Here is a 21,908-nt window from a genome sequence, read left to right on the forward strand (position 1 = left end):
ATGCATCCCTATCTGTTTGAACTCGCATCCCTGATGGCTATTTTCGCCTTCGCCATCGTCTCTCCCGGCGCTGATCTGGCCATGGTGATGCGCCAATCCCTGGTACATGGACGGCGTGAAGCGATCATTACCAGTTTCGGTGTCGGTTCGTCGCTGATGTTTCATGTGACCTACACCATTCTCGGTCTCGGCCTGATCATTTCCCAGTCGATCTACATGTTCAATATCGTCAAATGGTGTGGTGTCGCCTATCTGCTTTACATCGGTGTGAAGTCTTTGCGGGCGGGTAAATCCGACATGACGGCGCAGCCGAGCGTGGAGGCGGGGGATCATAAACGCCAGTCGATCTCCAAGTCCTTCTTTCTCGGTTTTGCAGCCAATGCGCTCAATCCGAAACCGGTGTTTTTCTTCCTGTCGATCTTCTCAACGGTGGTCAGCATTCACACGCCGATCGCGGTTAAGTTCGGCTATGGCCTTGTCATGGCAACCTGCCTGATTACCTGGTTTGTCGGCGTCAGTATTTTCATGACGACGCCGAAAATGCGTGCGGCCTTTTCACGCGCCAGCCAATGGATCGACCGCATCAGCGGCGCAGTCTTCATTGTGCTTGGTTTGAAGCTTGCGACGGAAAAGGCCAGTTAATGTGAGCGCTTTGCGCTTGTCTCATGCGGGCCTTGGCCCTGTCTGTTCGTGATTTTGCCGGTACCCACAATGACGGGGCGGCATAACGTTTGATGTGAAGGAATGATTGAATGGCATATGATCTTGTTGTCATCGGTAGCGGCCCCGGCGGTTATGTCTGCGCGATCAAGGCTGCCCAGCTTGGAATGAAGGTGGCTGTTGTCGAAAAGCGTGCCACCTATGGCGGCACCTGCCTCAATATCGGCTGCATTCCATCGAAAGCCCTGCTGCATGCGTCCGAAATGTTCCACCATGCCGCCCATGGCATGGCTGAGCTCGGCGTGGATGTCAGCGCGCCGGTGCTGAACCTGCCGAAGATGATGGCGCACAAGGATGCGACCGTGAAAGCCAATGTCGAAGGTGTGTCCTTCCTGTTCAAGAAGAACAAGATCGATGGCGTCATCGGCACGGGCAAAATCGTTGCTGCCGGCAAGGTCTCCGTCACCAATGACAAGGGCGAAGAACAGATTATTGAGACCAAGAACATCGTCATCGCCACTGGCTCGGATGTGGCTGGCATTCCCGGCGTTGCCGTGGATATCGACGAGAAGATCATCGTCTCCTCCACCGGCGGCATTGCGCTCGACAAGGTGCCGGGCAAGATGATCGTGGTTGGCGGCGGCGTGATCGGCCTTGAGCTTGGCTCGGTCTGGGCGCGTCTGGGTGCCAAGGTCACGGTGGTCGAATATCTCGACACCATTCTCGGCGGCATGGACGGCGAAGTGTCCAAGCAGTTCCAGCGCATGCTGGTTAAGCAGGGCATGGAATTCAACCTCGGCGCCAAGGTGACCGCCGTTGAAAAGACCGGCACAGGTGCCAAGGTGACCTTTGAGCCTGCCAAGGGCGGCGAAGCCACCGTGCTGGAAGCCGATGTCGTGTTGATCGCCACGGGCCGCAAGCCTTACACCACCGGCCTTGGGCTGGAAGCTGTTGGTGTTGCGCTCGATAACCGTGGCCGCGTCGAAATCGACAACCACTTCCAGACCAATGTTGCCGGCATTTACGCTATTGGTGACGTCGTCAAGGGACCGATGCTGGCGCATAAGGCCGAAGACGAAGGCGTGGCGCTGGCTGAAATCCTCTCCGGTCAGCATGGTCATGTGAATTACGATGTCATTCCCGGCGTGGTCTACACCCAGCCGGAAGTCGCTTCTGTCGGCAAGACGGAAGAAGAGCTGAAGGCCGCAGGCGTCGCCTACAAGGTCGGCAAATTCCCCTTCACCGCCAATGGCCGCGCCCGCGCCATGCAGGCGACGGACGGTTTCGTCAAGGTTCTCGCCGATAAGGAAAGCGACCGGGTGCTTGGCGTTCACATCATCGGCCTTGGGGCTGGTGAAATGATCCATGAAGCGGCTGTGTTGATGGAATTCGGCGGCTCTTCGGAAGACCTCGGTCGCACCTGCCATGCGCATCCGACCATGTCGGAAGCCGTGAAGGAAGCAGCAATGGCCACCTTCGCCAAGCCGATCCACATGTGATCTGCGCTCTTTTTTAAAAGAAGAGAGAAGTCGGTTATTATCGTTTTGCAATCTTAAGAGCCGTGGCTTGATGTTCAAGCCACGGCTTTTCTGATTTTATTGCAGGGCCGTCAGGGTGAAGCCCTGAGCGCGCAGCAATTCGACCAGACCTTTTTCGCCCGGCAGATGTAAGGCGCCGACCGCCATGAAGATCTTGCCCTGGTTGAGATGCGGCCCAGCGCGCTCTGCCATCACCATGTTGCGGTCGATCACGATCCGCTGGTCGAAATCGGTATGGCCGTCAGGTTTGGCGGTCTTGGCATCCGGTGCAACCGCTTGCAGCATCGGCATGATCTCGCCGACCTCGCCTTTCAGGTAAAGGGAGATCATGGTTTCATTGACGTCATTGATCTTGTCACCAAGCTCGACGGCCTCGATCAGCGATTGTAAATGAAAAGCCATCGGCAGGTCATTCATTGCGGCCAATTGTTCGGCATAGGTTTCCAGTCCGACCACCCGCTTGCCGGCCTTGGCGGCATTTTCGGCAATCTGCTTGTCGAGGAAGGACTGTCCTTCGGCTTTGCGGGCCTTTTCGCAGGCCGGAAGTGCCACGAAAGCCGCGAGAATCCAGGGCTTCATCCTGTTGACAGCGGTGAGCGACAGACCCCGTTGTTTCAACCCGGCTTCCAGCGTTGCCGTCTGCTCAGGTGTCAGGCGGCTGGTAATTGTTGTGCCATCGGTAAACATCGACAGTTCGGGCTTTGCCAGAAGCGCGAGGCCAGCCTTCTTGTCGTCGAGGACCTCATCGGATTCGACGATAATGGTATCGGCTGCCGCCGCGGCGTCCGGCGCGCCTTTCGGCATTGTCAGCACGCGCGGGTCGGCGACATGCATGGTGCCAAGCAGGAAGGACGGTGCAATGCCGGGCTTTTCGATCTTCCAGAAAATCGAATGGCCATTCGCAACCTTGGCCGCTTCGGCCTCCAGCGCTTGATAGGCTTTCGGGTCCTTTTGCTGCAAATCCGGCAGGAGGTCGCGTCCGGTGCAGGAGAGGTCCTCGGCCCTGACAAAGCTCGATGACACGATAGCCGCAATCAGCAGCGTCAGGAGCAGCAGGGGCAGGGCCATGACGATGGCCAAGGCGCGTTCAGTCCACCGGGGGGCAGTCCAGCGGGGGCCAGCCAAGCGGAGGGGAGCCCAGCCGAAAACGCTTATGTTTATCGCTGACATGTTCTTGGCTTTAAACATCCTGCCTGCTTTCTGAGGTCCATCTGGACGCGTCTGCCCGGCGACGCCGGTTGCGTTTTGCCGAACCCTATTTGCCAAATTTAAACATTTGGTATCACGCGCGGGGATGCGCCCGGTCATACACATCCAGCAGCCGTGCCGAATCCACGCCGGTATAGATCTGGGTGGTGGAAAGGCTGGCATGGCCGAGCAATTCCTGAATGGTGCGCAGGTCGCCGCCCCCGCTCAGCAGATGCGTGGCAAAGGAATGGCGCAATGCGTGCGGTGTTGCTGTATCCGGCAGCCCGAGTGCCGAGCGCAACCGCTGCATTTCCCGCTGGATGATGCCTTGCTGCAATTTCCCGCCGCGCGCACCGCGAAACAGCGGCTCTGCGGCTGGCAGGTGATAGGGGCAGAGGCTTTGATAGGTTTCAACCGCTTGCCGCACGATAGGCAAGAGCGGCACGAGCCGGGTCTTGTTGCCCTTGCCGGTCACCCGCAGCGTGGTCGTCGTGGCGACGATATCGGCGGGTGTCAGGTTCAGCGCTTCGGAAATGCGCAGGCCGCAGCCATAGAGCAAAGCAAAAACCGCTGCGTCCCGCGCCGCGATCCAAGGCTCCTCGTTCAATTGTGTTTCCGCGGCCACCACCGTCAAAGCCTGGGCGGCACTGAGCGGCTTGGGCAGCGATTTCGGCTGCTTGGGTGAACGGATGGCACCGGCACCGGCAGCATTGACCAGGCCCTTGCGCTCCAGATAGCGCAACAGAGACCTGACACCGGCGAGATGGCGTCCGAGCGAGCGCGCGCCAGCACCTTCCTTGCGGCGCGACGACAAAAATGCGCGCAGGTCGGAAGGCCGTAACGCCTTGATGTCATCGATTGACGGAGGACCGCCGAAATAACCGGTCAGAAATCCGAGAAACTGACGGGTATCGCGTTCATAGGCGGTCAACGTATGCTCGGCGAGCCGTCTTTGTCCAGAAAGGCTCGCAAGCCAGTTCTGGCGTTCCGCCATCAGGTCGGGGGCGGCAATCAACAGCAGTTCTGTCACGGCAGGGCCTTCGTGATTGATCGTCTCATACAATGCGTCTGTCTTGGGTGCCTGGCTTGGTCTTAAGCAGTTCAGGGATCGCACACCAAAGCCATCCTGTCGGAGAGCCATTAGGAAAGGATTAACCGGCGCGCCTAAGTCACCGGACCGATGCGATGTATGCCAAGGCGTGTATTGGCAGTATTAAATAATACTTTCAGTTTATGTTGGTTTAGCAATCGTCAAAATCGATTCTATACTTTGGTTTTATACTGTCGATATTCAGGGGTAATTTTGAATCTATTAATATTCAGAATATCTAAATGGTAGCCAATCTGGAGATCTTGCGGGAAGATCTCGGCTGGCGAAAGAAACCAATATGCAGTTGGACACCTCGATTTACCGGTCGCAGTTGGCAAGATGGTGCCGTGGATGTATTTCCGCGATGAACTCGCGCGGATGATCGCCCATTTTTTGTGATGATTGCCGCATCTGCGGCATGCATTTCGGCCTTCCGGCCAGCTGCGCGTTATGCGGTCCGTGGTTTTCCAGTCAGCCAGACATAGCGAAGCATGTTGTAGGTGATATTGGCCATGCCGATCTTCACCCTCGCTCGGCTGATTCCGATGGTGCGCACGAAGAGCTTCATCTTGTCCTTCTGCCGCGCAAAGACATGTTCGATGGCGGAGCGGACCTTCGAACGACGGCCGTTGGCGCGCGACATCGCCTCCGGCATGGGTTTGCCCTTTGGCTTCTTCTGATGGATGTCGGACTTTAGGCCATTGTCCTGCAACCATTCCTCGTTGGTCTTGGAGCGATAGGCCGTATCGGCCCAGACCGTCGACGCGGTATTGTCTTTGGTCACTACGTTTCGAAGCTGGGCTCCGTCATGGGCGCTCGCACTCGTCACCGTCCATCCCCGGATAAAGCCATGGGCTCGGTCGATGCCTGCATGGTTTTTGTAACCAAACATTGGAATGGCAATATCGTGCTGGCCAGTCGTCGTCGACGTCGGCGTCTCCGTTGGCCGTTTCGCCTTGGAATACTTCACTGTCCATCGCGCGTCGCGGTCCTTCTGGGCCAGCCTGGCGGGTTTATCCTTCCAGTCCTCAGGGATTTCGCCGGCCTTGATCGCGTCTTTCTCGTCCTGGCTGTTATGTTGCTTGGGAGCCTGGATGATCGTGGCGTCAACGATCTGCCCGCCTTTGGCCAGATATCCGGAACGTGAGAGATGCTTGTCGAAACGGGCAAACAGATTATCAATGGCACCTGCACGCACCAAACTCTCTCGGAACAGCCAGATCGTCTTGGCATCCGGCACCTTCTGCGAAAGGGAAAGGCCAAGGAAACGCATAAACGACAGCCGGTCCTGGATAACAAACTCCGCTTGGTCGTCGGAGAGATTATAAAGCGCTTGCAGCACCAGGATTTTAAACATCAGAACCGACGGAAATGGTGGACGTCCACCCTTCGATCCGTCGGACCGCTTCAGCGCCTTCGCTAAAGGTTTTTCAAATATCGCCCATGGAATGATGCTGTTGAGCTTCTCCAGCGGATCGCCGACGGCACTCAGCCGTTCGTAACGATCATCCAAATCCCAAAAGCCCGGTTGCCCACGCATCATCCGCTCCCAGAAAATCACACTGGCCGGATTGAATCATGAAACGCGGAAAATGGGGAGGTTTTTAGAGGTGTCCAGTTTAAGTCCATACAAATGAAAATAGCCGTGCTTGCAGGTCTTTGCGTCCTGTCGGCCACGGCTGGCCTGGTCGGCTATGGCATTGTCTCCGCCGGGCAGACAAGGGATTTTGTCGGCGATAACGTCACCAAGCTCACCGAAGCCAAAACCCGTGAAGCTCTCTCCACGCTCGCTTCCACCCAGTCGGGCATCATCCGGTCATCGCTGGATGGCGCTTTCGATGCCGCACGGAACCTGGCACGCAGTTTTGAGGTCGTTGCAGGCGACAAGGTCAGTGGTACGGCGCTGGAGCTGAGGCGCGGGCAGCTTAACGCCATGTTGCTGAACCTGCTCAAGGATAATCCACGTTTCAACGGCACCTATAGCGCCTGGGAGCCGAACGCGCTTGATGGCAATGACAGCCAGTTTCGCGACCGCCGCGATCTGGGATCCGATGCGACGGGGCGCTTCCTGCCCTATTGGACCCGGGATGCGGCGGGCAAGATCGCCATTCAACCGCTTGTCGAATATGACAGTGCGGAATTGCATCCGAATGGAGTGATGAAGGGCGGCTGGTATATCGGCCCGCAGCAGGGCGGGGGCGAGAGCATTCTCGATCCATTGCCCTATATCGTTCAGGGCAAGAACGTGTTTCTTGCCACCATGTCTGTGCCGATCATGATTGATGGCAAGTTTCGAGGTGTCGCCGGGGCCGATTTCGATCTCGGCTTCGTGCAGAAGCTGGCAGAGGAAGTACGCGCCTCGATCTACGGCGGCAAGGCCGGGGTCAAGATCGTCAGTTACAAGGGGCTGGTGGTCGCTGATAGCGAGCATCCCGATACAATCGGGCAGCGTTTTGACAAGACGATACCGGCGCTCTCCAGCCTTCTGCCTATGATCCAGGCTGGCAAGGCGGACGTTCTCGCCGATGCTGATCAGTTTCGGGCATTTTCCCCAATCGTCATCGGGCGTACTAAAACTCCATGGTCGGTGATCGTGTCCGTACCCAGGCCGGTGGCGATGGCTGAGGCAATCAACCTGGACCAGGCGCTGACCCAGCGCGGCGGCAGCGATATCATCTTTCAGGCGATCGTCGCCCTTGTCATCGCGGCTGGCGGTATTGGCGCCATGTGGTTCGTGGCGCTCAGCATTGCCAAGCCCATTCGGGCCATGACGGCCAGCATGGGCCAGCTTGCCGGTGGCGAGACGGATATCACCATTCCCGGCGCAGGCAGGGCCGATGAAATCGGTGCCATGGCCGATGCGGTCGGGGTGTTCCGTGACAATGCCGTCGCCAACCGCCAACTGGAGCAGGATGCGGCCGCCAGCCGCCTGACGACGGAAACCGAACGTCGCCGCACCGCAGAAGTCGACAGGTTGCGGGCCGAGGCGATGGCCCAGGCCACGTCCGGCCTTGCCGATGGCCTCAAGCATCTTGCCAATGCCGATCTGACGTTCCGGCTGGACCAGCCTTTCGCGCCGGAATTCGAAAGCCTGCGGGCCGATTTCAACGCGGCCATCACCCAGTTGCGCGAGGCAATGATCGCCGTGACCCAGGCCTCGCAATCGATTGACAATGGCTCACTGGAAATCAGCGGCAGTTCCGATGAACTGTCCAAGCGCACGGAACAGCAGGCGGCATCGCTGGAAGAGACGGCGGCAGCCCTGGACCAGATCACCGCCAATGTCGGCAATTCCTCCAAGCGTGCCGAGGAAGCCAGAACAGTCGCCGTCGAGGCCAATAGCAGCGCGACCAGCTCGGGCCGGGTTGTGGCGGATGCGGTCAATGCCATGCAGCGTATCGAACAATCGTCCAGTCAGATCGCCAATATTATCGGGGTGATTGATGAGATCGCTTTCCAGACCAATCTTTTGGCGCTGAACGCTGGCGTGGAAGCGGCGCGCGCGGGCGAGGCTGGCAAGGGATTTGCTGTTGTCGCTCAGGAAGTCCGCGAGCTTGCCCAGCGCTCTGCCCAGGCGGCCCGTGAAATCAAGGAACTGATCCGCAATTCGACGGTGGAAGTGGACAGAGGCGTGGAACTGGTGCGCAATACCGGCGAATCGCTGAAGACCATTGTGGATTATATCGTGACGATCAATCGGCATATGGATGCCATTGCTCTGTCTGCGCGCGAACAGTCGGTTGGCTTGTCCGAAGTCAACACCGCTGTAAACCAGATGGATCAGGTCACCCAGAAAAATGCCGCCATGGTCGAGGAAACCAATGCGGCGAGTGCGGCGCTGGCCTCCGAGGCTACAGTTCTGCTTGATCTGGTCCGGCGGTTTAATCTGCACCCCGCCCATGGAGCCACCGGTTCCCAGCCGTCGACCGGCTTGCGGCGGGTGGGGTGAGCAACCGGATTGCCCACATCCATCCCGGTGTCGGATGCGGGCCATTACGGCGTAAATTTCCGGTTCCATTTTGTTCTGTTCGGGGGCATGGTCCGGCGCAATGAGCACCGAATCGTCAGATCTGTTTGGTCCGCGCGCCAAGGCCGGTCCTGCCCCCCGCGCCGTCCCCGTCCTGGTGCCCCTGCCGGCGCCGGGGCCTTACAGTTACGCCGTTCCCGATGAGATGATGCTGACGCCTGGCGCCATCGTGCAGGTGCCGCTTGGGCCGCGCAAAGTGGTTGGCGTTGTCTGGGATGGCGACGATGATGGGGCCAAGGTCGATCCCGCCAAACTGCGTAGTATTGAGAAGGTGTTCGATTGCCCACCGCTGGATGCGGGCATGCGCCGTTTCATCGACTGGGTGGCGGCCTATACTCTTTCTCCGCCCGGATTGGTGGCTCGCATGGCTTTGCGCGCGCCTGCCGCCTTCGATCCCGACCCGATGATCGAAGGGTTACGCTACAGCGGTCATGCCCCGGAAAAACTGACCCCGGCCCGCAGAAAAGTGCTGGAATTGGCTGAGGATGGGCTTTCCTGGACCAAGAGCGGGCTTGCTCATGCGGCAGGGGTCTCCACGTCGGTGGTTGACGGCATGGCAAAGCTCGGCCTGTTTGAAACCGTATTTCTGCCGCCTCCACCGCTGGTGGCCCTGCCAGATCCCGATTACGCCGCCCATCGTCTCTCCGGTCCGCAGCTGGGCGCAGCCGAGGTGCTGGTGGAGAGTGTTCGGGATGGCGGGTTTTCGGTGGCGCTGATCGATGGCGTCACAGGGTCCGGCAAGACGGAAGTCTATTTCGAAGCAATTGCCGAAACCCTGCGCCAGGGCCGTCAGGTGCTGATTCTTCTACCGGAAATCGCCTTGACCACGGCGTTTCTGGAGAGATTTCAGGACCGGTTTGGCGCCAAGCCCGGCGAATGGCATTCCGACCTCGCCACCAGGACCCGTGAAAAAGTCTGGCGGCAGACAGCGACAGGCGACATCCGGGTGGTTGCCGGGGCGCGCTCGGCACTGTTCCTGCCCTTTGCCGATCTGGGGCTGATCATTGTCGACGAAGAACATGATCCGGCCTTCAAGCAGGAAGACAGGGTGTTTTACAACGCCCGCGACATGGCGGTGGTGCGGGCGCGGATTGCCGGTATTCCCGCCGTGCTGGTCTCGGCCACGCCATCCGTCGAAAGCCAGGTCAACAGTTATAGCGGTCGCTACAAGCGCATTCATCTGCCGACCCGTTTTGCCGATGCAGCGATGCCGGATCTGCATCTTGTCGATATGCGCCGCCATCCACCGGAACGGGGCGGGTTTCTTTCGCCTCTCATGCTGCGGGCCATCGGCAAGACGGTGGAAAAACAGCAGCAGGCGCTGTTGTTTCTCAATCGGCGGGGCTATGCGCCGCTCACGCTGTGCCGGGTCTGTGGCCATCGTTTCCAATGTCCGCAATGTTCCAGCTGGCTGGTGGAGCACCGGTTTCGCGGCCAGATTCAATGCCATCAATGCGGTTATGCCGAGCCAACGCCCAATGCCTGCCCCGAATGCGGAACGCTGGACCATCTCGTTGCCTGCGGGCCGGGCGTGGAGCGGATCGCCGAGGAGGTGGAACGGCATTTTCCCGATGCCCGCACGCTGGTCTTGTCGTCGGATCTCGGCGGCGTCAAACGGCTCAGGCTGGAATTGGAAGCGATTGCCAAGGGCGAAGCGGATATTGTCATCGGCACGCAATTGGTGGCCAAGGGGCATAATTTCCCGCTGATGACGCTTGTCGGCATCGTCGATGCCGATATCGGTCTTGCCAATGGCGATCCACGGGCCGCTGAGCGAACCTTCCAATTGCTCAGTCAGGTGACGGGTCGGGCGGGGCGCACCGGCTTGAAAAGCCATGGACTTTTGCAGACCTATCAACCGCAGCATCCGGTGATGCAAGCCATCGTCTCCGGCGATGCCGATGCCTTTTATGAGCGGGAAATTACCGAGCGGGAGCGGGCGGTTCTGCCGCCTTACGGGCGGCTGGTATCGATTATCGTGTCGGCGGATAACCGGGCGGATGCGGAAACCCATGCCCGGCAATTGCGCCAGGCGGCCCCTGCCGTCAGCGGCATCGCCATTCTGGGGCCTGCCGAGGCACCGCTGGCGTTGATCCGTGGCCGCCATCGTTTCCGCCTGCTTATTCATGGCCGCAAAGCCAGCGACATGCAGGCATTTGTCGCTGCGATGCTGAGCAACGGCCCAAAAGAGCGTCGCTCCATCCAGGTGCAAGTGGATGTCGATCCGCAGAGCTTTCTTTGATGCCGGGGAATACGACGAGTGATTTCCAATAATCCTTCGTATAAAGGGCCTTCAGGGCTTGAGGTGACGAAAGCCGGATATTGCGCCTGGATTTGCCTGTGGCATAAGAGCGCAAATACTATTCATCCTCCTGTTTTGCGCCGCATCCAGGCCTGAGACAGGGACGATCACAAAGGACCACCAGAGGCTGTCATGGAATTTTATTTTCCGACCGAAACCGGCGAGCAGCTGGCCTTTGCCAGCGCCGCGCTCTTTGCCCTTCTGGGCCTGTTCATCATGTTTGCCCCTGTTATCACCCTTCGGGGGCTCGGTCTAAGCGGGCGGGAGGGCCGGGAAGGGCTGGCCGCGCTGCGTCTGGGCGGTGGCATGATGGCTGGCCTTGGGGCGAGCGCCGTAATGCTGGCTCAGCCGATGCTCTATCTGGCCTATGGGATCACTCTGGGGGTCGGGCTGTTTGGTTTGATTTTGTCGATCCTGTCGGACCATGGGGGAGCTCGCGGAGCGACCTGGCGCAATTTTCTACTTATAATTGCCGTCACTGTTTTAGGCGTTTTGCCTTTCATCTACGTCTTTGGCCTGGTGTGACGCGATTTCGCGCAATCCGCCTCATTAATTTGACGGTGAAGATCACAAAATCGTCAAAAGCGGGTTGCCCTCCTCGTTTATTCCGTTAATACCCGTGTTGCGAGTCCGGGGATCGTATGCTAGACGGACCGCAAATTTGGACGATACAAGCTGCACTGCTTGTTAAGTCCGGGGAAAACTTAAACGATATCAAACTGGTGTTGCGCCAGCCGGCGCATGCAACAGTTTTGAGTAACATTCAGGGAATTTTGTGCCCGTGGCAGACACATCCCAGCCTATTTCCGGTCAGCCGGTTTCCGCAGTTGCAGAGCGCTATGCGTCGTCGCTTTTCGAGCTGGCGCGCGAGGCGGGTTCTGTGGATGCGGTGGCTGGCGATCTCAATCGTTTCCAGGCGATGATCGATGAAAGCGTCGATCTGCAGCGGCTGGTGACCAGCCCGGCCTTCACCAGTGAGCAGCAGGCTTCGGCCATCGCAGCTCTGTGTGACAAGGCTGAAATTGGCGGCCTCGTCGGCAATTTCCTGAAGCTTGTTACAGCCAATCGTCGCCTGTTTGCCGTTCCCGGCATGATCGCAGCCTTCCGCATTATCGCGGCGCGCCACCGTGGCGAACTGGCTGCTGATGTGACCTCTGCTCATGCGCTGACCCCGGCGCAGGAAACCGAACTGAAGGAGGCGCTGAAGAGCGCGACCGGAAAGACCGTTACGATGTTCGTGACTGTCGATCCGTCTCTCCTGGGTGGTCTGATCGTCAAGATCGGCTCCCGTCAGATAGACACGTCTCTTCGCACCAAACTTTCCACCCTTAAGCTTGCACTGAAAGAGGTTGGCTGATGGATATCCGCGCCGCGGAAATTTCCGCAATTCTGAAAAATCAAATCAAGAACTTTGGCCAGGACGCTGAAGTTTCCGAAGTCGGCCAGGTTCTGTCCGTCGGTGACGGTATTGCCCGCGTCTACGGTCTGGACAATGTTCAGGCCGGTGAAATGGTCGAGTTTCCCGGTGGTATCCGGGGCATGGCGCTGAACCTCGAATCCGACAATGTCGGCGTGGTTATCTTCGGCTCCGACCGCGACATCAAGGAAGGCGACACCGTCAAGCGGACCGGCGCCATCGTTGAAGTTCCTGTTGGTCCTGAGCTGCTGGGTCGCGTTGTTGACGCTCTCGGCAATCCGATTGACGGCAAAGGTCCGATCAACTCGGCAATCCGTTCGCGCGTTGACGTCAAGGCTCCTGGCATTATTCCGCGCAAGGGCGTTCATGAGCCGATGTCGACAGGCATCAAGGCCATCGATGCTCTGATCCCGGTTGGCCGCGGCCAGCGCGAGTTGGTCATTGGCGACCGTCAGACCGGCAAGACCGCCATCATTCTCGACACCTTCCTCAATCAGAAGCCTGCACATGATGCTGGTGGCGATGACAAGATGTTCTGCGTTTACGTGGCTATCGGTCAGAAGCGCTCCACCGTCGCCCAGTTCGTCAAGGTTTTGGAAGAGCGTGGCGCTCTGAAATACTCCATCATCATCGCGGCAACCGCTTCTGATCCTGCTCCCATGCAGTATCTGGCTCCGTTCGCTGGTTGCACGATGGGCGAATATTTCCGCGACAAGGGCCAGCACGCCCTGATCGCTTATGACGACTTGTCCAAGCAGGCTGTTGCTTACCGTCAGATGTCGCTGTTGTTGCGTCGTCCTCCGGGCCGTGAAGCTTATCCTGGCGACGTTTTCTATCTGCATTCGCGTCTGCTTGAGCGCGCTGCCAAGCTCTCCGACGAGCGTGGCGCTGGTTCGCTTACCGCTCTGCCGGTTATCGAAACCCAGGGCAACGACGTGTCGGCCTTCATTCCGACCAACGTGATCTCGATCACCGACGGCCAGATCTTCCTTGAAACCGACCTGTTCTATCAGGGCATTCGTCCAGCTGTTAACGTTGGTCTGTCGGTTTCGCGCGTTGGTTCTGCCGCTCAGATCAAGGCCATGAAGCAGGTTGCTGGCTCGATCAAGGGTGAGCTTGCCCAGTATCGTGAAATGGCAGCCTTCGCCCAGTTCGGTTCCGACCTTGACGCTGCAACACAGCGCTTGCTGAACCGTGGTGCGCGCCTCACCGAACTTCTGAAGCAGCCGCAGTTCTCCCCGTTGAAGGTGGAGGAGCAGGTTGTTGTGATTTTCGCTGGTGTCAACGGATATCTCGATAAGCTTGCCGTCAGTGATGTCGGTCGGTTTGAGCATGGCGTGCTTTCCTATCTCCGGACAGAAGGCAAGGACATTCTCGATGCAATCCGCACGGAGAAGGCTATCAGCGATGACGTCAAGGGCAAGCTCAAGGCTGCTCTCGATACGTTCGCAAAGTCTTTCGCCTAAATCGGACTCGAGCCAAGGACGGATTAACGGATGCCTTCACTAAAGGATCTGAAAAACCGGATCGCCTCCGTCAAGGCGACGCAGAAAATCACCAAAGCGATGAAAATGGTCGCTGCGGCTAAGTTGCGTCGTGCGCAGGAGGCGGCCGAGGCCGCCCGGCCGTATTCCCAGCGCATGGGCGCCGTTCTCGCCAATATCGCCCAGGCGGTTGGAAGTGATGACGGCGTGTCTACGCTGATGACAGGCACCGGCAAGGACGACGTGCATCTGCTCGTGGTCTGCACTGCGGAGCGTGGTCTTTGCGGTGGTTTTAATTCACAGATCTCGCGTTTTGCGCGTGATCATGTGCGCAGCTTGCTGGCAGCGGGCAAGACCGTGAAGATCTATTGCGTCGGCAAGAAGGGCTATGACAGTCTGCGCCGGGAATTCGGCGCATTGATCGTTGAGCGGACTGAGTTTCGCGAGGTCAAGCGCGTTGCGTTTGAAAATGCGGATACGGTTGCCCGCAAGGTGATCTCCATGTTCGACAAGGGCGAATTCGACGTCTGCACCTTGTTCTATTCGGAGTTCAAGTCGGTTATAAGCCAGATCCCAACAGCCCGGCAGTTGATTCCAGCGGCTGTAGGCGACGCTCCGGCAGCTTCCAGCAGCGCTGCCGCGATCTATGATTACGAACCGGATGCGGCTTCGATCCTGTCCGACCTGATCCCGCGTAACATTGCGGTGCAGATTTTCCGTGCGCTTCTTGAAAACGCAGCCGGTGAAATGGGTGCCAAGATGAGCGCGATGGACAACGCCACGCGCAACGCGGGTGAGATGATCAACAAGTTGACGCTGAGTTACAATCGCCAGCGGCAGGCCAAGATCACCACCGAACTCATCGAAATCATTGCAGGCGCCGAAGCGCTCTGAGCTTGAACAAAAGAGGGTATGAATATGGCTAGGGCAGCGACCCAGACATCTCCCGCAGCGGGCAAGGTGACCCAGGTCATCGGCGCCGTCGTCGATGTGAAATTCGACGGCGTCTTGCCGCCGATCCTGAATGCGTTGGAAACAGAAAACGGCGGTCAACGCCTGATTCTGGAAGTGGCGCAGCATCTCGGTGAAAATGTGGTGCGTACAATTGCCATGGACTCGACCGAAGGTCTGGTGCGTGGCCAGCCGGTTTCCGATACCGGCGCTCCGATCTCCGTGCCTGTCGGCGACGAGACGCTCGGACGTATTCTGAACGTCATCGGCGAACCGGTCGACGAACTTGGACCGGTGACGACGACTGCTCGTCGCGCCATCCATCAGCCTGCTCCTGAGTATGTTGAGCAATCGACTGAATCTCAGATCCTGGTGACCGGCATCAAGGTTGTTGACCTTCTCGCTCCTTACGCCAAGGGCGGTAAGATCGGCCTGTTCGGTGGTGCTGGCGTTGGCAAGACCGTTTTGATCATGGAATTGATCAACAACGTTGCCAAGGCGCACGGCGGCTACTCGGTATTTGCTGGCGTGGGTGAACGTACCCGCGAAGGCAATGACCTGTACCACGAAATGATCGAATCCAAGGTGAACGTCGACCCGCATGAAAACGGCGGCTCTGCTGCTGGTTCCAAGTGCGCCCTCGTTTACGGCCAGATGAACGAGCCTCCGGGTGCGCGTGCGCGTGTAGCCTTGACCGGTCTGACCATCGCTGAAGACTTCCGCGACAAGGGCCAGGACGTTCTGTTCTTCGTGGACAACATCTTCCGCTTCACGCAGGCTGGTTCTGAAGTGTCGGCTCTTCTGGGTCGTATTCCTTCGGCCGTTGGTTATCAGCCAACACTGGCAACCGACATGGGTGCCCTGCAGGAACGCATCACCACCACGAACAAGGGTTCCATTACCTCTGTTCAGGCGATTTACGTTCCCGCCGACGACTTGACCGACCCGGCTCCTGCAACCTCGTTCGCCCACTTGGACGCAACGACCGTTCTGAACCGTTCGATTGCTGAAAAGGGTATTTACCCGGCTGTTGACCCGCTCGACTCCACCTCGCGTATGCTCGACCCGATGGTTGTCGGTGAAGAACATTACGAAGTGGCTCGTAAGGTTCAGTCGACGCTGCAGCGTTACAAGTCGCTCCAGGACATCATCGCGATCCTTGGGATGGACGAACTGTCCGAAGACGACAAGATCGCGGTTGCCCGCGCCCGTAAGATCGAGCGCTTCCTGTCGCAGCCTTTCCACGTTGCCGAAATCTTCACCGGCTCGCCAGGCAAGCTCGTGTCGCTGGAAGACACGATCAAGGGCTTCAAGGGACTGGTCAATGGCGACTATGACCATATGCCGGAAGCCGCCTTCTACATGGTCGGCTCGATGGACGAAGCCATCGAAAAGGCAAAGAAGCTGGCAGCTGTTGCTGCCTGATCCATGGATCGACGAACGCACGGTTTTTAGCCGTGCGTTCAGTTTCCAGCGTTAGAAAGTAAAAAGCCATGGCTGACAATTTCAATTTCGAATTCGTTTCCCCCGAGCGGTTACTGATCTCGGAAAAGGTAAGCGAGGTTGTCATTCCGGCGACCGAAGGTGAGATGACCGTCATGGCCCACCATGCGCCGACGATGACGGTGATCAAGCCGGGTGTTGTAACGGTGAAGTTCGCTTCCGGAAAAACCGGCAAATATGTTATTTTCGGCGGTTTTGCCGATATCACACCGGAAAGACTGACCCTGTTGGCGGAAAGCGCCGTGCCAGTCGATGAATTGAGCCGTGATACGCTGATGAAGCGGATCGAGCTGGCCAAAGCTGAACTGGACGATACGGAAAATCACGAACATCGCACCAAGCTGGAACAATTCTTGAACGCGATGACGCATCTGAACGGCGTGCTGGTTCCAGCCTGATCGACGCTGCTCTTCATTTTTCGGTTATCAAGGCGGCCCTCGTGGCCGCTTTTTTGTGGTAATATCTAAAACCTCTTCGATTTCATCAAGCCTCCTTAATATATTGTAATTTTTTGAGTTTTCCGCATAGTTTTCTCGTTCAGTCCGGTTGAATCTGGGAAAATATGCGAGAAGCGGTCGATGATTTTTAAAACGCTTTTCGGCCGTTCCATTTAATGTATGCTCCTCCCATATTCAGTTTAAGATAAACACGTCCAAAACTTCGCTTCCTGCCATTCAGTATTGGGATAGGCGAGTCTGTGTTTTCGGGACTGGTGTTATAGTGTCGTTTTTCAGATGTTCTTTGTCGCTCTCGGCATAGTGTCATTGCGGGCTCCCAATGGTGCTGATGCTCTCGGAAGCATTCTGACGGCGTTCTGCTCTCAAATGATTGCGCTACCATGATTTTTTATGTCGCAAGGGGTCATTCTAACTCAAAAATGGCCGGACGGCGCGGTTGACACTCGCCTCACGTAACGTCACTGTCCGGGCTTACTCAGAAGTAATACTCTTCTCAATCGATTTAGAAGTGAAGTAAAGCGCTGCAGGTGACGAACGCAATAAACCTTCATAAGCACGGCCGCATGGGGAGAGCCTAAGGACGTCCGGCATCGCATTTCGTGCATTTTTTGCCGTTTCGAAATTATGTTGTAGTCTATAACAGTGCCTTTCAACCCTCTGGGATTGAAGAGCTTTCGCAGCAGATCTCCATGCGGAGACGCGCGATAAGGCGTGAATACGGGGTTAGTAACGCGGGTAGTTTCGCGGTCAGGAGTGGGGACATGAAGGTCGGCATAGTGGGAGCGGGCATGGTGGGCAGTGCATCGGCCTATGCGTTAACAATGCTTGGCATCGCCTCGGAAATCGTGCTGGTCGATTATAATACGGATCTGGCCCAAGCCCAGGCCGAGGACATTTCCCATGCCGTGCCATTCGTCTCCGCAACCCTTGTGCGGGCCGGACATTATGATGATTTCGCCGGATCTGGCGTAGTTATCATCTCGGCAGGTGTCAGCCAGAAACCGGGTGAAACCCGCCTCGAATTGCTTGGCCGCAATGCGGACGTATTCCGTCAGGTCGTGGACCAGGTTCTCGCAGCCGCACCGAATGCAATTTTGCTGATCGCTTCCAATCCTGTCGATATCATGACCGATATCGCGACCCGCCTCTCGGGCCTTGCGCCACAGAGAGTGATCGGCTCCGGCACCATACTCGACACCGCACGGTTTCGCAGCCTGCTGGGGCGGTATCTGGAGATTTCACCGCAATCCGTCCATGCCTATGTTCTGGGCGAGCATGGCGATAGCGAAGTGTTGGCCTGGTCGAACGCGATGGTTGGCGCCGTGCCATTGATGTCCTTTGCCGAACAGGCGGGCAAGCCGGTGACGGATGCGGTTCGCAGTGAGATCGACGCCGGTGTGCGCCGCGCCGCCGACAAGATTATCAAGGGAAAAGGTGCCACCTATTACGGTATCGGTGCCGGTCTGGCACGGATCGTCAAGGCGATTGCCAGCGATCAGCGTGACGTGCTTTCCGTTTCCAGCGTCACCGCGGAACTGGCAGGCGTCACCAATGTTGCGGCATCCGTGCCACGGGTGATTGGCTCGAGCGGAATTCTGATGGATCTTGTGCCTGATCTTGATGAAACAGAGCGGATTGCCTTGGCCAAGAGCGCGAGGATGCTGAAGGATCTCGCGCTGTCTGTGCCATGTTGAGCCGTTTTTGTCCGTCGCTGATCCGCCTCCCTTCATCCGGTGTTCAGCAGTCCGTAGACATTGTCATTCGATGGAACCTATGATCGCTTCTTCAAGAGACGCCGAAATGCCGGCGAGCCAATTGGCCAACTTCATGCAGAAAGCAGCAGGCGCCGCTGCTCTTCTGAAAGCCCTGTCCCATGAAAACCGGCTGTTGATCCTGTGTATTCTCAGCGAAGGAGAAAAGACGGTCGGCGAGTTGGAAGCGCTCCTGCAATTGCAGCAGGCCATTGTTTCACAGCAACTGGCACGGTTGCGGATGGACAATCTGGTGGAAAGCCGGCGGTCCGGGCGCCAGATTTATTATTCGATCACCAATCCGGCGGTGAAGGAACTGGTATCGGTGCTGTACCAGATGTATTGTTCGCCTGCGGGCGAGGAGACGACATTCGACCTGCGTGATTGATGCGCATGGGACTGCCGACGAAGGACGTGCTTCGGCCTTTCCGATGATTCAAGGCTCGGGCGACAGGCGGGGCAGCGATGATCGACAAGCTGGAATTTTTCATTGCTCTTGCCCGTGCCCAGCATTTCGGTCGTGCTGCGGAAGAATGCGGCATCTCCCAGCCCACGCTGTCTGCGGCCATCCGCCAGCTTGAGGGTCAACTGGGTGTGATCCTGGTGCAACGCGGTTCCCGGTTTCAAGGTCTGACGCCCGAGGGACAGCGGGTGCTGGAATGGGCGCGGCGGATTGTCGGTGATGCGCGCACCATGCGTGAGGAAATGCGAGCGGCGCGCAATGGTCTGGCTGGGCATATTCGCCTCGCGGTGATCCCGACAGCGCTGGCCATGGTGCAGAGGCTGACGGAGCCATTTCAGGCGCATCACCCGGCTGTGACGTTCCAGGTGGTGTCGCGCAATTCTCTCCAGGTCCTCAGCCTTCTGGAAAATCTGGAGATTGATGCGGGTATCACCTATCTCGACAATGAACCGCTTGGCCGGGTGACGTCCGTGCCACTCTATGCCGAGCGTTATCACCTGATTGCTGCGACCGGCACGCCGCTGGCCGACCGGGAAAGCGTGACCTGGCAAGAGGTTTCCGATCTTCGGCTTTGCCTATTAACGCCCGATATGCAGAACCGGCGCATCATCAATCAACATTTCACCGAGGCGGGGGTGGTGCCTCGGCCGACGCTGGAATCCAACTCGATGATCGTGTTGTTTTCTCATATTCGGACCGGGCAATGGTCGTCGATCATGCCGCGTAACGTGGCGGAATCCTTCGGTTTTCCGGAGGAAATTCGCATGGTGCCGATTGTAGAGCCGCAGGCCCAGCATCTGGTCGGGCTGGTCGCGACCCATCGTGAACCCTATACGCCATTGGTTTCGGCGCTGTTGCATGAAGCGCGCCGCCTCGCGGCTGCACAAGCCTTCGATAGGTTTTTTCTATCGCGTAACGATACAGCAGTATTGACCTGAGCGACTGGCTGGATTCATTCTCGCAAAACGGGTGAGTGTACCGTCTTGCCGCACGACGCATGCCGTTGTTGCTGGCCGCTGAGGAGGAAGCAATGAATATGCATGTGGTTGCGGAGGCCGATATGGCCAGGGTGGAGGCGATCATTGATGGCCTCAAGCATCTCGAAGGCCCCCTTCTGCCGATCCTGCATGCCATTCAACGCGAATTCGGGTGTGTGCCTGATAGCGCCAAACCGGTGATTGCCCGTGCCTTAAACCTGTCGCGGGCCGAAGTGCATGGGGTCGTCAGTTTCTACCATGATTTTCGCGATCATTCCTCCGGTCGCCATGTCCTGAAACTCTGTCGGGCCGAGGCTTGCCAATCCCTAGGTGGCGAGCCTCTCGGCGAAACGATCAAGGCCCGGCTCGGTATCGACTGGCATGAAACCACCGCTGATGGTGCGGTGACGTTGGAGCCGGTTTTCTGTCTCGGGCTCTGTGCCTGCGCGCCCGCCGCCATGCTGGATGGGGAATTGCATGGCCGGTTGGATGAGCACTGTCTTGACGACCTGCTGATGGAGGCCCGTCGATGAGCGGGCCGATGAGCATTACCGTTTTCGTTCCCCGTGATGCCGCTGCCTTGGCGGTCGGAGCCGATAAGGTTGCCGCCGCCATAGAGCGGGAGGCTGCGGCACGCCATGCCGATGTGACGATCATTCGCAATGGATCTCGCGGCATGCTTTGGCTGGAAACCCTGGTCGAAGTGCGCACGGAAAGCGGCCGGATCGCCTATGGTCCAGTCAAGCCTTCCGATGTCGCTGGCCTGTTCGACGCCGGGTTTTTGACGGGAGACTGCCCATCCGCTCTGTCATGGCTTGACCAGCGATATTCCTTTCCTGAAGAACCAGACCCGGCTGACCTTTTCCCGTTGCGGCATTACCGATCCGCTGTCTCTGGAAGATTATCGGCATTACAAGGGTCTGACCGGCCTCGCAAAAGCGATTGCCATGCCGCCCGCCGACATTGTCGCCCAGGTCACCGAAAGCGGCCTTCGTGGTCGCGGCGGGGCGGGCTTTCCCACCGGCATCAAATGGAAAACCGTGGCGGACGCCAAAGCCGACCAGAAATACATCGTTTGCAACGCCGATGAAGGCGATAGTGGCACCTTTGCCGACCGGATGATCATGGAGGGTGATCCCTTCGTGCTGATCGAAGGCATGGTGATTGCCGGGATCGCTGTCGGTGCCACCAAGGGCTATGTCTATACCCGCTCGGAATATCCTCATGCCATCGCCGTGATGCGTGAGGCCATCGAGATTGCCCGCAAGCAGGGTATTCTGGGAGCATCCGTGTTAGGCTCTGCTTACGCTTTCGATATGGAGGTCCGGGAGGGAGCCGGCGCCTATGTCTGTGGTGAGGAAACCTCGCTGCTCAACAGCCTGGAAGGCAAACGTGGCGTGGTACGGGCCAAGCCGCCGCTTCCGGCGCTGGAGGGGCTGTTCGGCAAGCCAACCGTTGTCAACAATGTCATGTCGCTGGCCTCCATTCCTGTTATCATGGACCGTGGCGCACAGTTCTACCGCGATTACGGCGTTGGCCGGTCGCATGGCACCATCCCGATCCAGATTGCTGGGAATGTCAAACACGGTGGCCTTTACGAGACCGCCTTTGGCCTGACGCTGGGCGAGATCATCAACGATATCGGTGGCGGCACCTTGACGGGCCGTCCGATAAAGGCGGTGCAGGTGGGCGGGCCGCTGGGCGCTTATTTCCCGCCCTCGCTGTTTGACACGGTGTTCGATTACGAGGCCTTTACCGCAGCCGGTGGCTTGATCGGCCATGCCGGGATCGTGGTTTTCGATGACAGCGCCGATATGCTGAAACAGGCCCGGTTTGCCATGGAATTCTGTGCTGTCGAAAGCTGCGGCAAGTGTACGCCCTGTCGGATCGGCTCGACACGGGGCGTCGAAACCGTGGACCGGATTGCAAAGGGCATTGAGCCGGAAAAGAACAAGGTGCTGCTGGAAGATCTCTGCAACACCATGAAATTTGGATCGCTTTGCGCGCTTGGCGGCTTTACGCCCTATCCTGTGATGAGCGCGTTGACGCATTTCCCGCAGGATTTTGCGCCTGCCCCCCTCGTTGAAGCGGCGGAGTAA

General features: G+C 58.0%; 17 protein-coding genes and 1 pseudogene. 15 read left to right on the forward strand and 3 right to left on the reverse strand.

The features are described from left to right. Positions 1 to 642, forward strand: coding sequence for a LysE family translocator (locus V6582_RS12125; protein ID WP_156631284.1), 642 nt, complete (start codon positions 1 to 3; stop codon positions 640 to 642). A 110-nt stretch (positions 643 to 752) separates the two neighbouring features. Further along, complete coding sequence (gene lpdA / locus V6582_RS12130; protein WP_156631283.1) at positions 753 to 2,159, forward strand: dihydrolipoyl dehydrogenase; 1,407 nt, start codon at positions 753 to 755, stop codon at positions 2,157 to 2,159. Positions 2,160 to 2,255: 96 nt separating this feature from the next. On the opposite strand, the gene V6582_RS12135 is transcribed toward lpdA, so the two are convergent. The 3 genes from V6582_RS12135 to V6582_RS12145 all read right to left on the reverse strand — a co-directional run bounded on the left by V6582_RS12135 (position 2,256) and on the right by V6582_RS12145 (position 6,016). Further along, positions 2,256 to 3,266: a TraB/GumN family protein gene (locus tag V6582_RS12135; protein ID WP_234889632.1), complete on the reverse strand. Its 1,011-nt coding sequence runs from the start codon at positions 3,264 to 3,266 to the stop codon at positions 2,256 to 2,258. Positions 3,267 to 3,480: 214 nt separating this feature from the next. Next, on the reverse strand, positions 3,481 to 4,416 hold the full coding sequence (locus V6582_RS12140; protein ID WP_337739220.1) for a tyrosine recombinase XerC: 936 nt from the start codon (positions 4,414 to 4,416) through the stop codon (positions 3,481 to 3,483). A 508-nt stretch (positions 4,417 to 4,924) separates the two neighbouring features. Beyond that, positions 4,925 to 6,016 (reverse strand): IS5 family transposase, encoded by a 1,092-nt coding sequence (locus V6582_RS12145; protein WP_349508847.1) that lies wholly within the window; start codon positions 6,014 to 6,016, stop codon positions 4,925 to 4,927. A 105-nt stretch (positions 6,017 to 6,121) separates the two neighbouring features. Here V6582_RS12145 and V6582_RS12150 point away from each other — a divergent pair, with 105 nt between their 5' ends. From V6582_RS12150 to V6582_RS12210, 13 genes and pseudogenes are all read left to right on the forward strand, one after another. After that, entirely contained in the window at positions 6,122 to 8,425 is a 2,304-nt protein-coding gene (locus V6582_RS12150; protein ID WP_337739299.1) for a methyl-accepting chemotaxis protein, read from the forward strand. A 100-nt stretch (positions 8,426 to 8,525) separates the two neighbouring features. Beyond that, positions 8,526 to 10,745, forward strand: a complete 2,220-nt coding sequence (locus tag V6582_RS12155) for a primosomal protein N' (RefSeq protein WP_156632482.1) — start codon at positions 8,526 to 8,528, stop codon at positions 10,743 to 10,745. Between the two features lie 192 nt (positions 10,746 to 10,937). After that, on the forward strand, positions 10,938 to 11,330 hold the full coding sequence (locus tag V6582_RS12160) for a DUF4345 domain-containing protein (RefSeq protein ID WP_156632483.1): 393 nt from the start codon (positions 10,938 to 10,940) through the stop codon (positions 11,328 to 11,330). Between the two features lie 250 nt (positions 11,331 to 11,580). Further along, on the forward strand, positions 11,581 to 12,162 hold the full coding sequence (locus V6582_RS12165) for a F0F1 ATP synthase subunit delta (RefSeq protein ID WP_337739300.1): 582 nt from the start codon (positions 11,581 to 11,583) through the stop codon (positions 12,160 to 12,162). Then, the gene (atpA, locus tag V6582_RS12170) at positions 12,162 to 13,688 is read left to right on the forward strand and encodes a F0F1 ATP synthase subunit alpha (protein ID WP_015917383.1); all 1,527 of its coding nucleotides are present in this window, start codon (positions 12,162 to 12,164) and stop codon (positions 13,686 to 13,688) included. Before V6582_RS12165 ends, atpA begins: the two co-directional genes overlap by 1 nt. A 30-nt stretch (positions 13,689 to 13,718) precedes the next feature. Then, positions 13,719 to 14,600, forward strand: a complete 882-nt coding sequence (locus V6582_RS12175; RefSeq protein ID WP_015917382.1) for a F0F1 ATP synthase subunit gamma — start codon at positions 13,719 to 13,721, stop codon at positions 14,598 to 14,600. A gap of 24 nt (positions 14,601 to 14,624) precedes the next feature. Beyond that, on the forward strand, positions 14,625 to 16,082 hold the full coding sequence (gene atpD, locus V6582_RS12180; RefSeq protein ID WP_156554891.1) for a F0F1 ATP synthase subunit beta: 1,458 nt from the start codon (positions 14,625 to 14,627) through the stop codon (positions 16,080 to 16,082). A gap of 68 nt (positions 16,083 to 16,150) precedes the next feature. Beyond that, on the forward strand, positions 16,151 to 16,558 hold the full coding sequence (locus V6582_RS12185) for a F0F1 ATP synthase subunit epsilon (RefSeq protein ID WP_015917380.1): 408 nt from the start codon (positions 16,151 to 16,153) through the stop codon (positions 16,556 to 16,558). Positions 16,559 to 17,379: 821 nt separating this feature from the next. Further along, positions 17,380 to 18,312, forward strand: coding sequence for an L-lactate dehydrogenase (locus V6582_RS12190; protein ID WP_156632484.1), 933 nt, complete (start codon positions 17,380 to 17,382; stop codon positions 18,310 to 18,312). Positions 18,313 to 18,418: 106 nt separating this feature from the next. Continuing rightward, positions 18,419 to 18,757 (forward strand): ArsR/SmtB family transcription factor, encoded by a 339-nt coding sequence (locus V6582_RS12195; protein ID WP_234889722.1) that lies wholly within the window; start codon positions 18,419 to 18,421, stop codon positions 18,755 to 18,757. 77 nt (positions 18,758 to 18,834) lie between these two features. Next, positions 18,835 to 19,770: a LysR family transcriptional regulator gene (locus V6582_RS12200; RefSeq protein ID WP_156632485.1), complete on the forward strand. Its 936-nt coding sequence runs from the start codon at positions 18,835 to 18,837 to the stop codon at positions 19,768 to 19,770. 92 nt (positions 19,771 to 19,862) lie between these two features. Further along, complete coding sequence (locus tag V6582_RS12205; RefSeq protein ID WP_156632486.1) at positions 19,863 to 20,342, forward strand: formate dehydrogenase subunit gamma; 480 nt, start codon at positions 19,863 to 19,865, stop codon at positions 20,340 to 20,342. A gap of 8 nt (positions 20,343 to 20,350) precedes the next feature. After that, a pseudogene (locus V6582_RS12210) lies at positions 20,351 to 21,908 on the forward strand (formate dehydrogenase beta subunit).

It is taken from the genome of Agrobacterium vitis, from assembly GCF_037039395.1.
GTDB classification, from domain to species: Bacteria; Pseudomonadota; Alphaproteobacteria; order Rhizobiales; family Rhizobiaceae; genus Allorhizobium; species Allorhizobium vitis_E.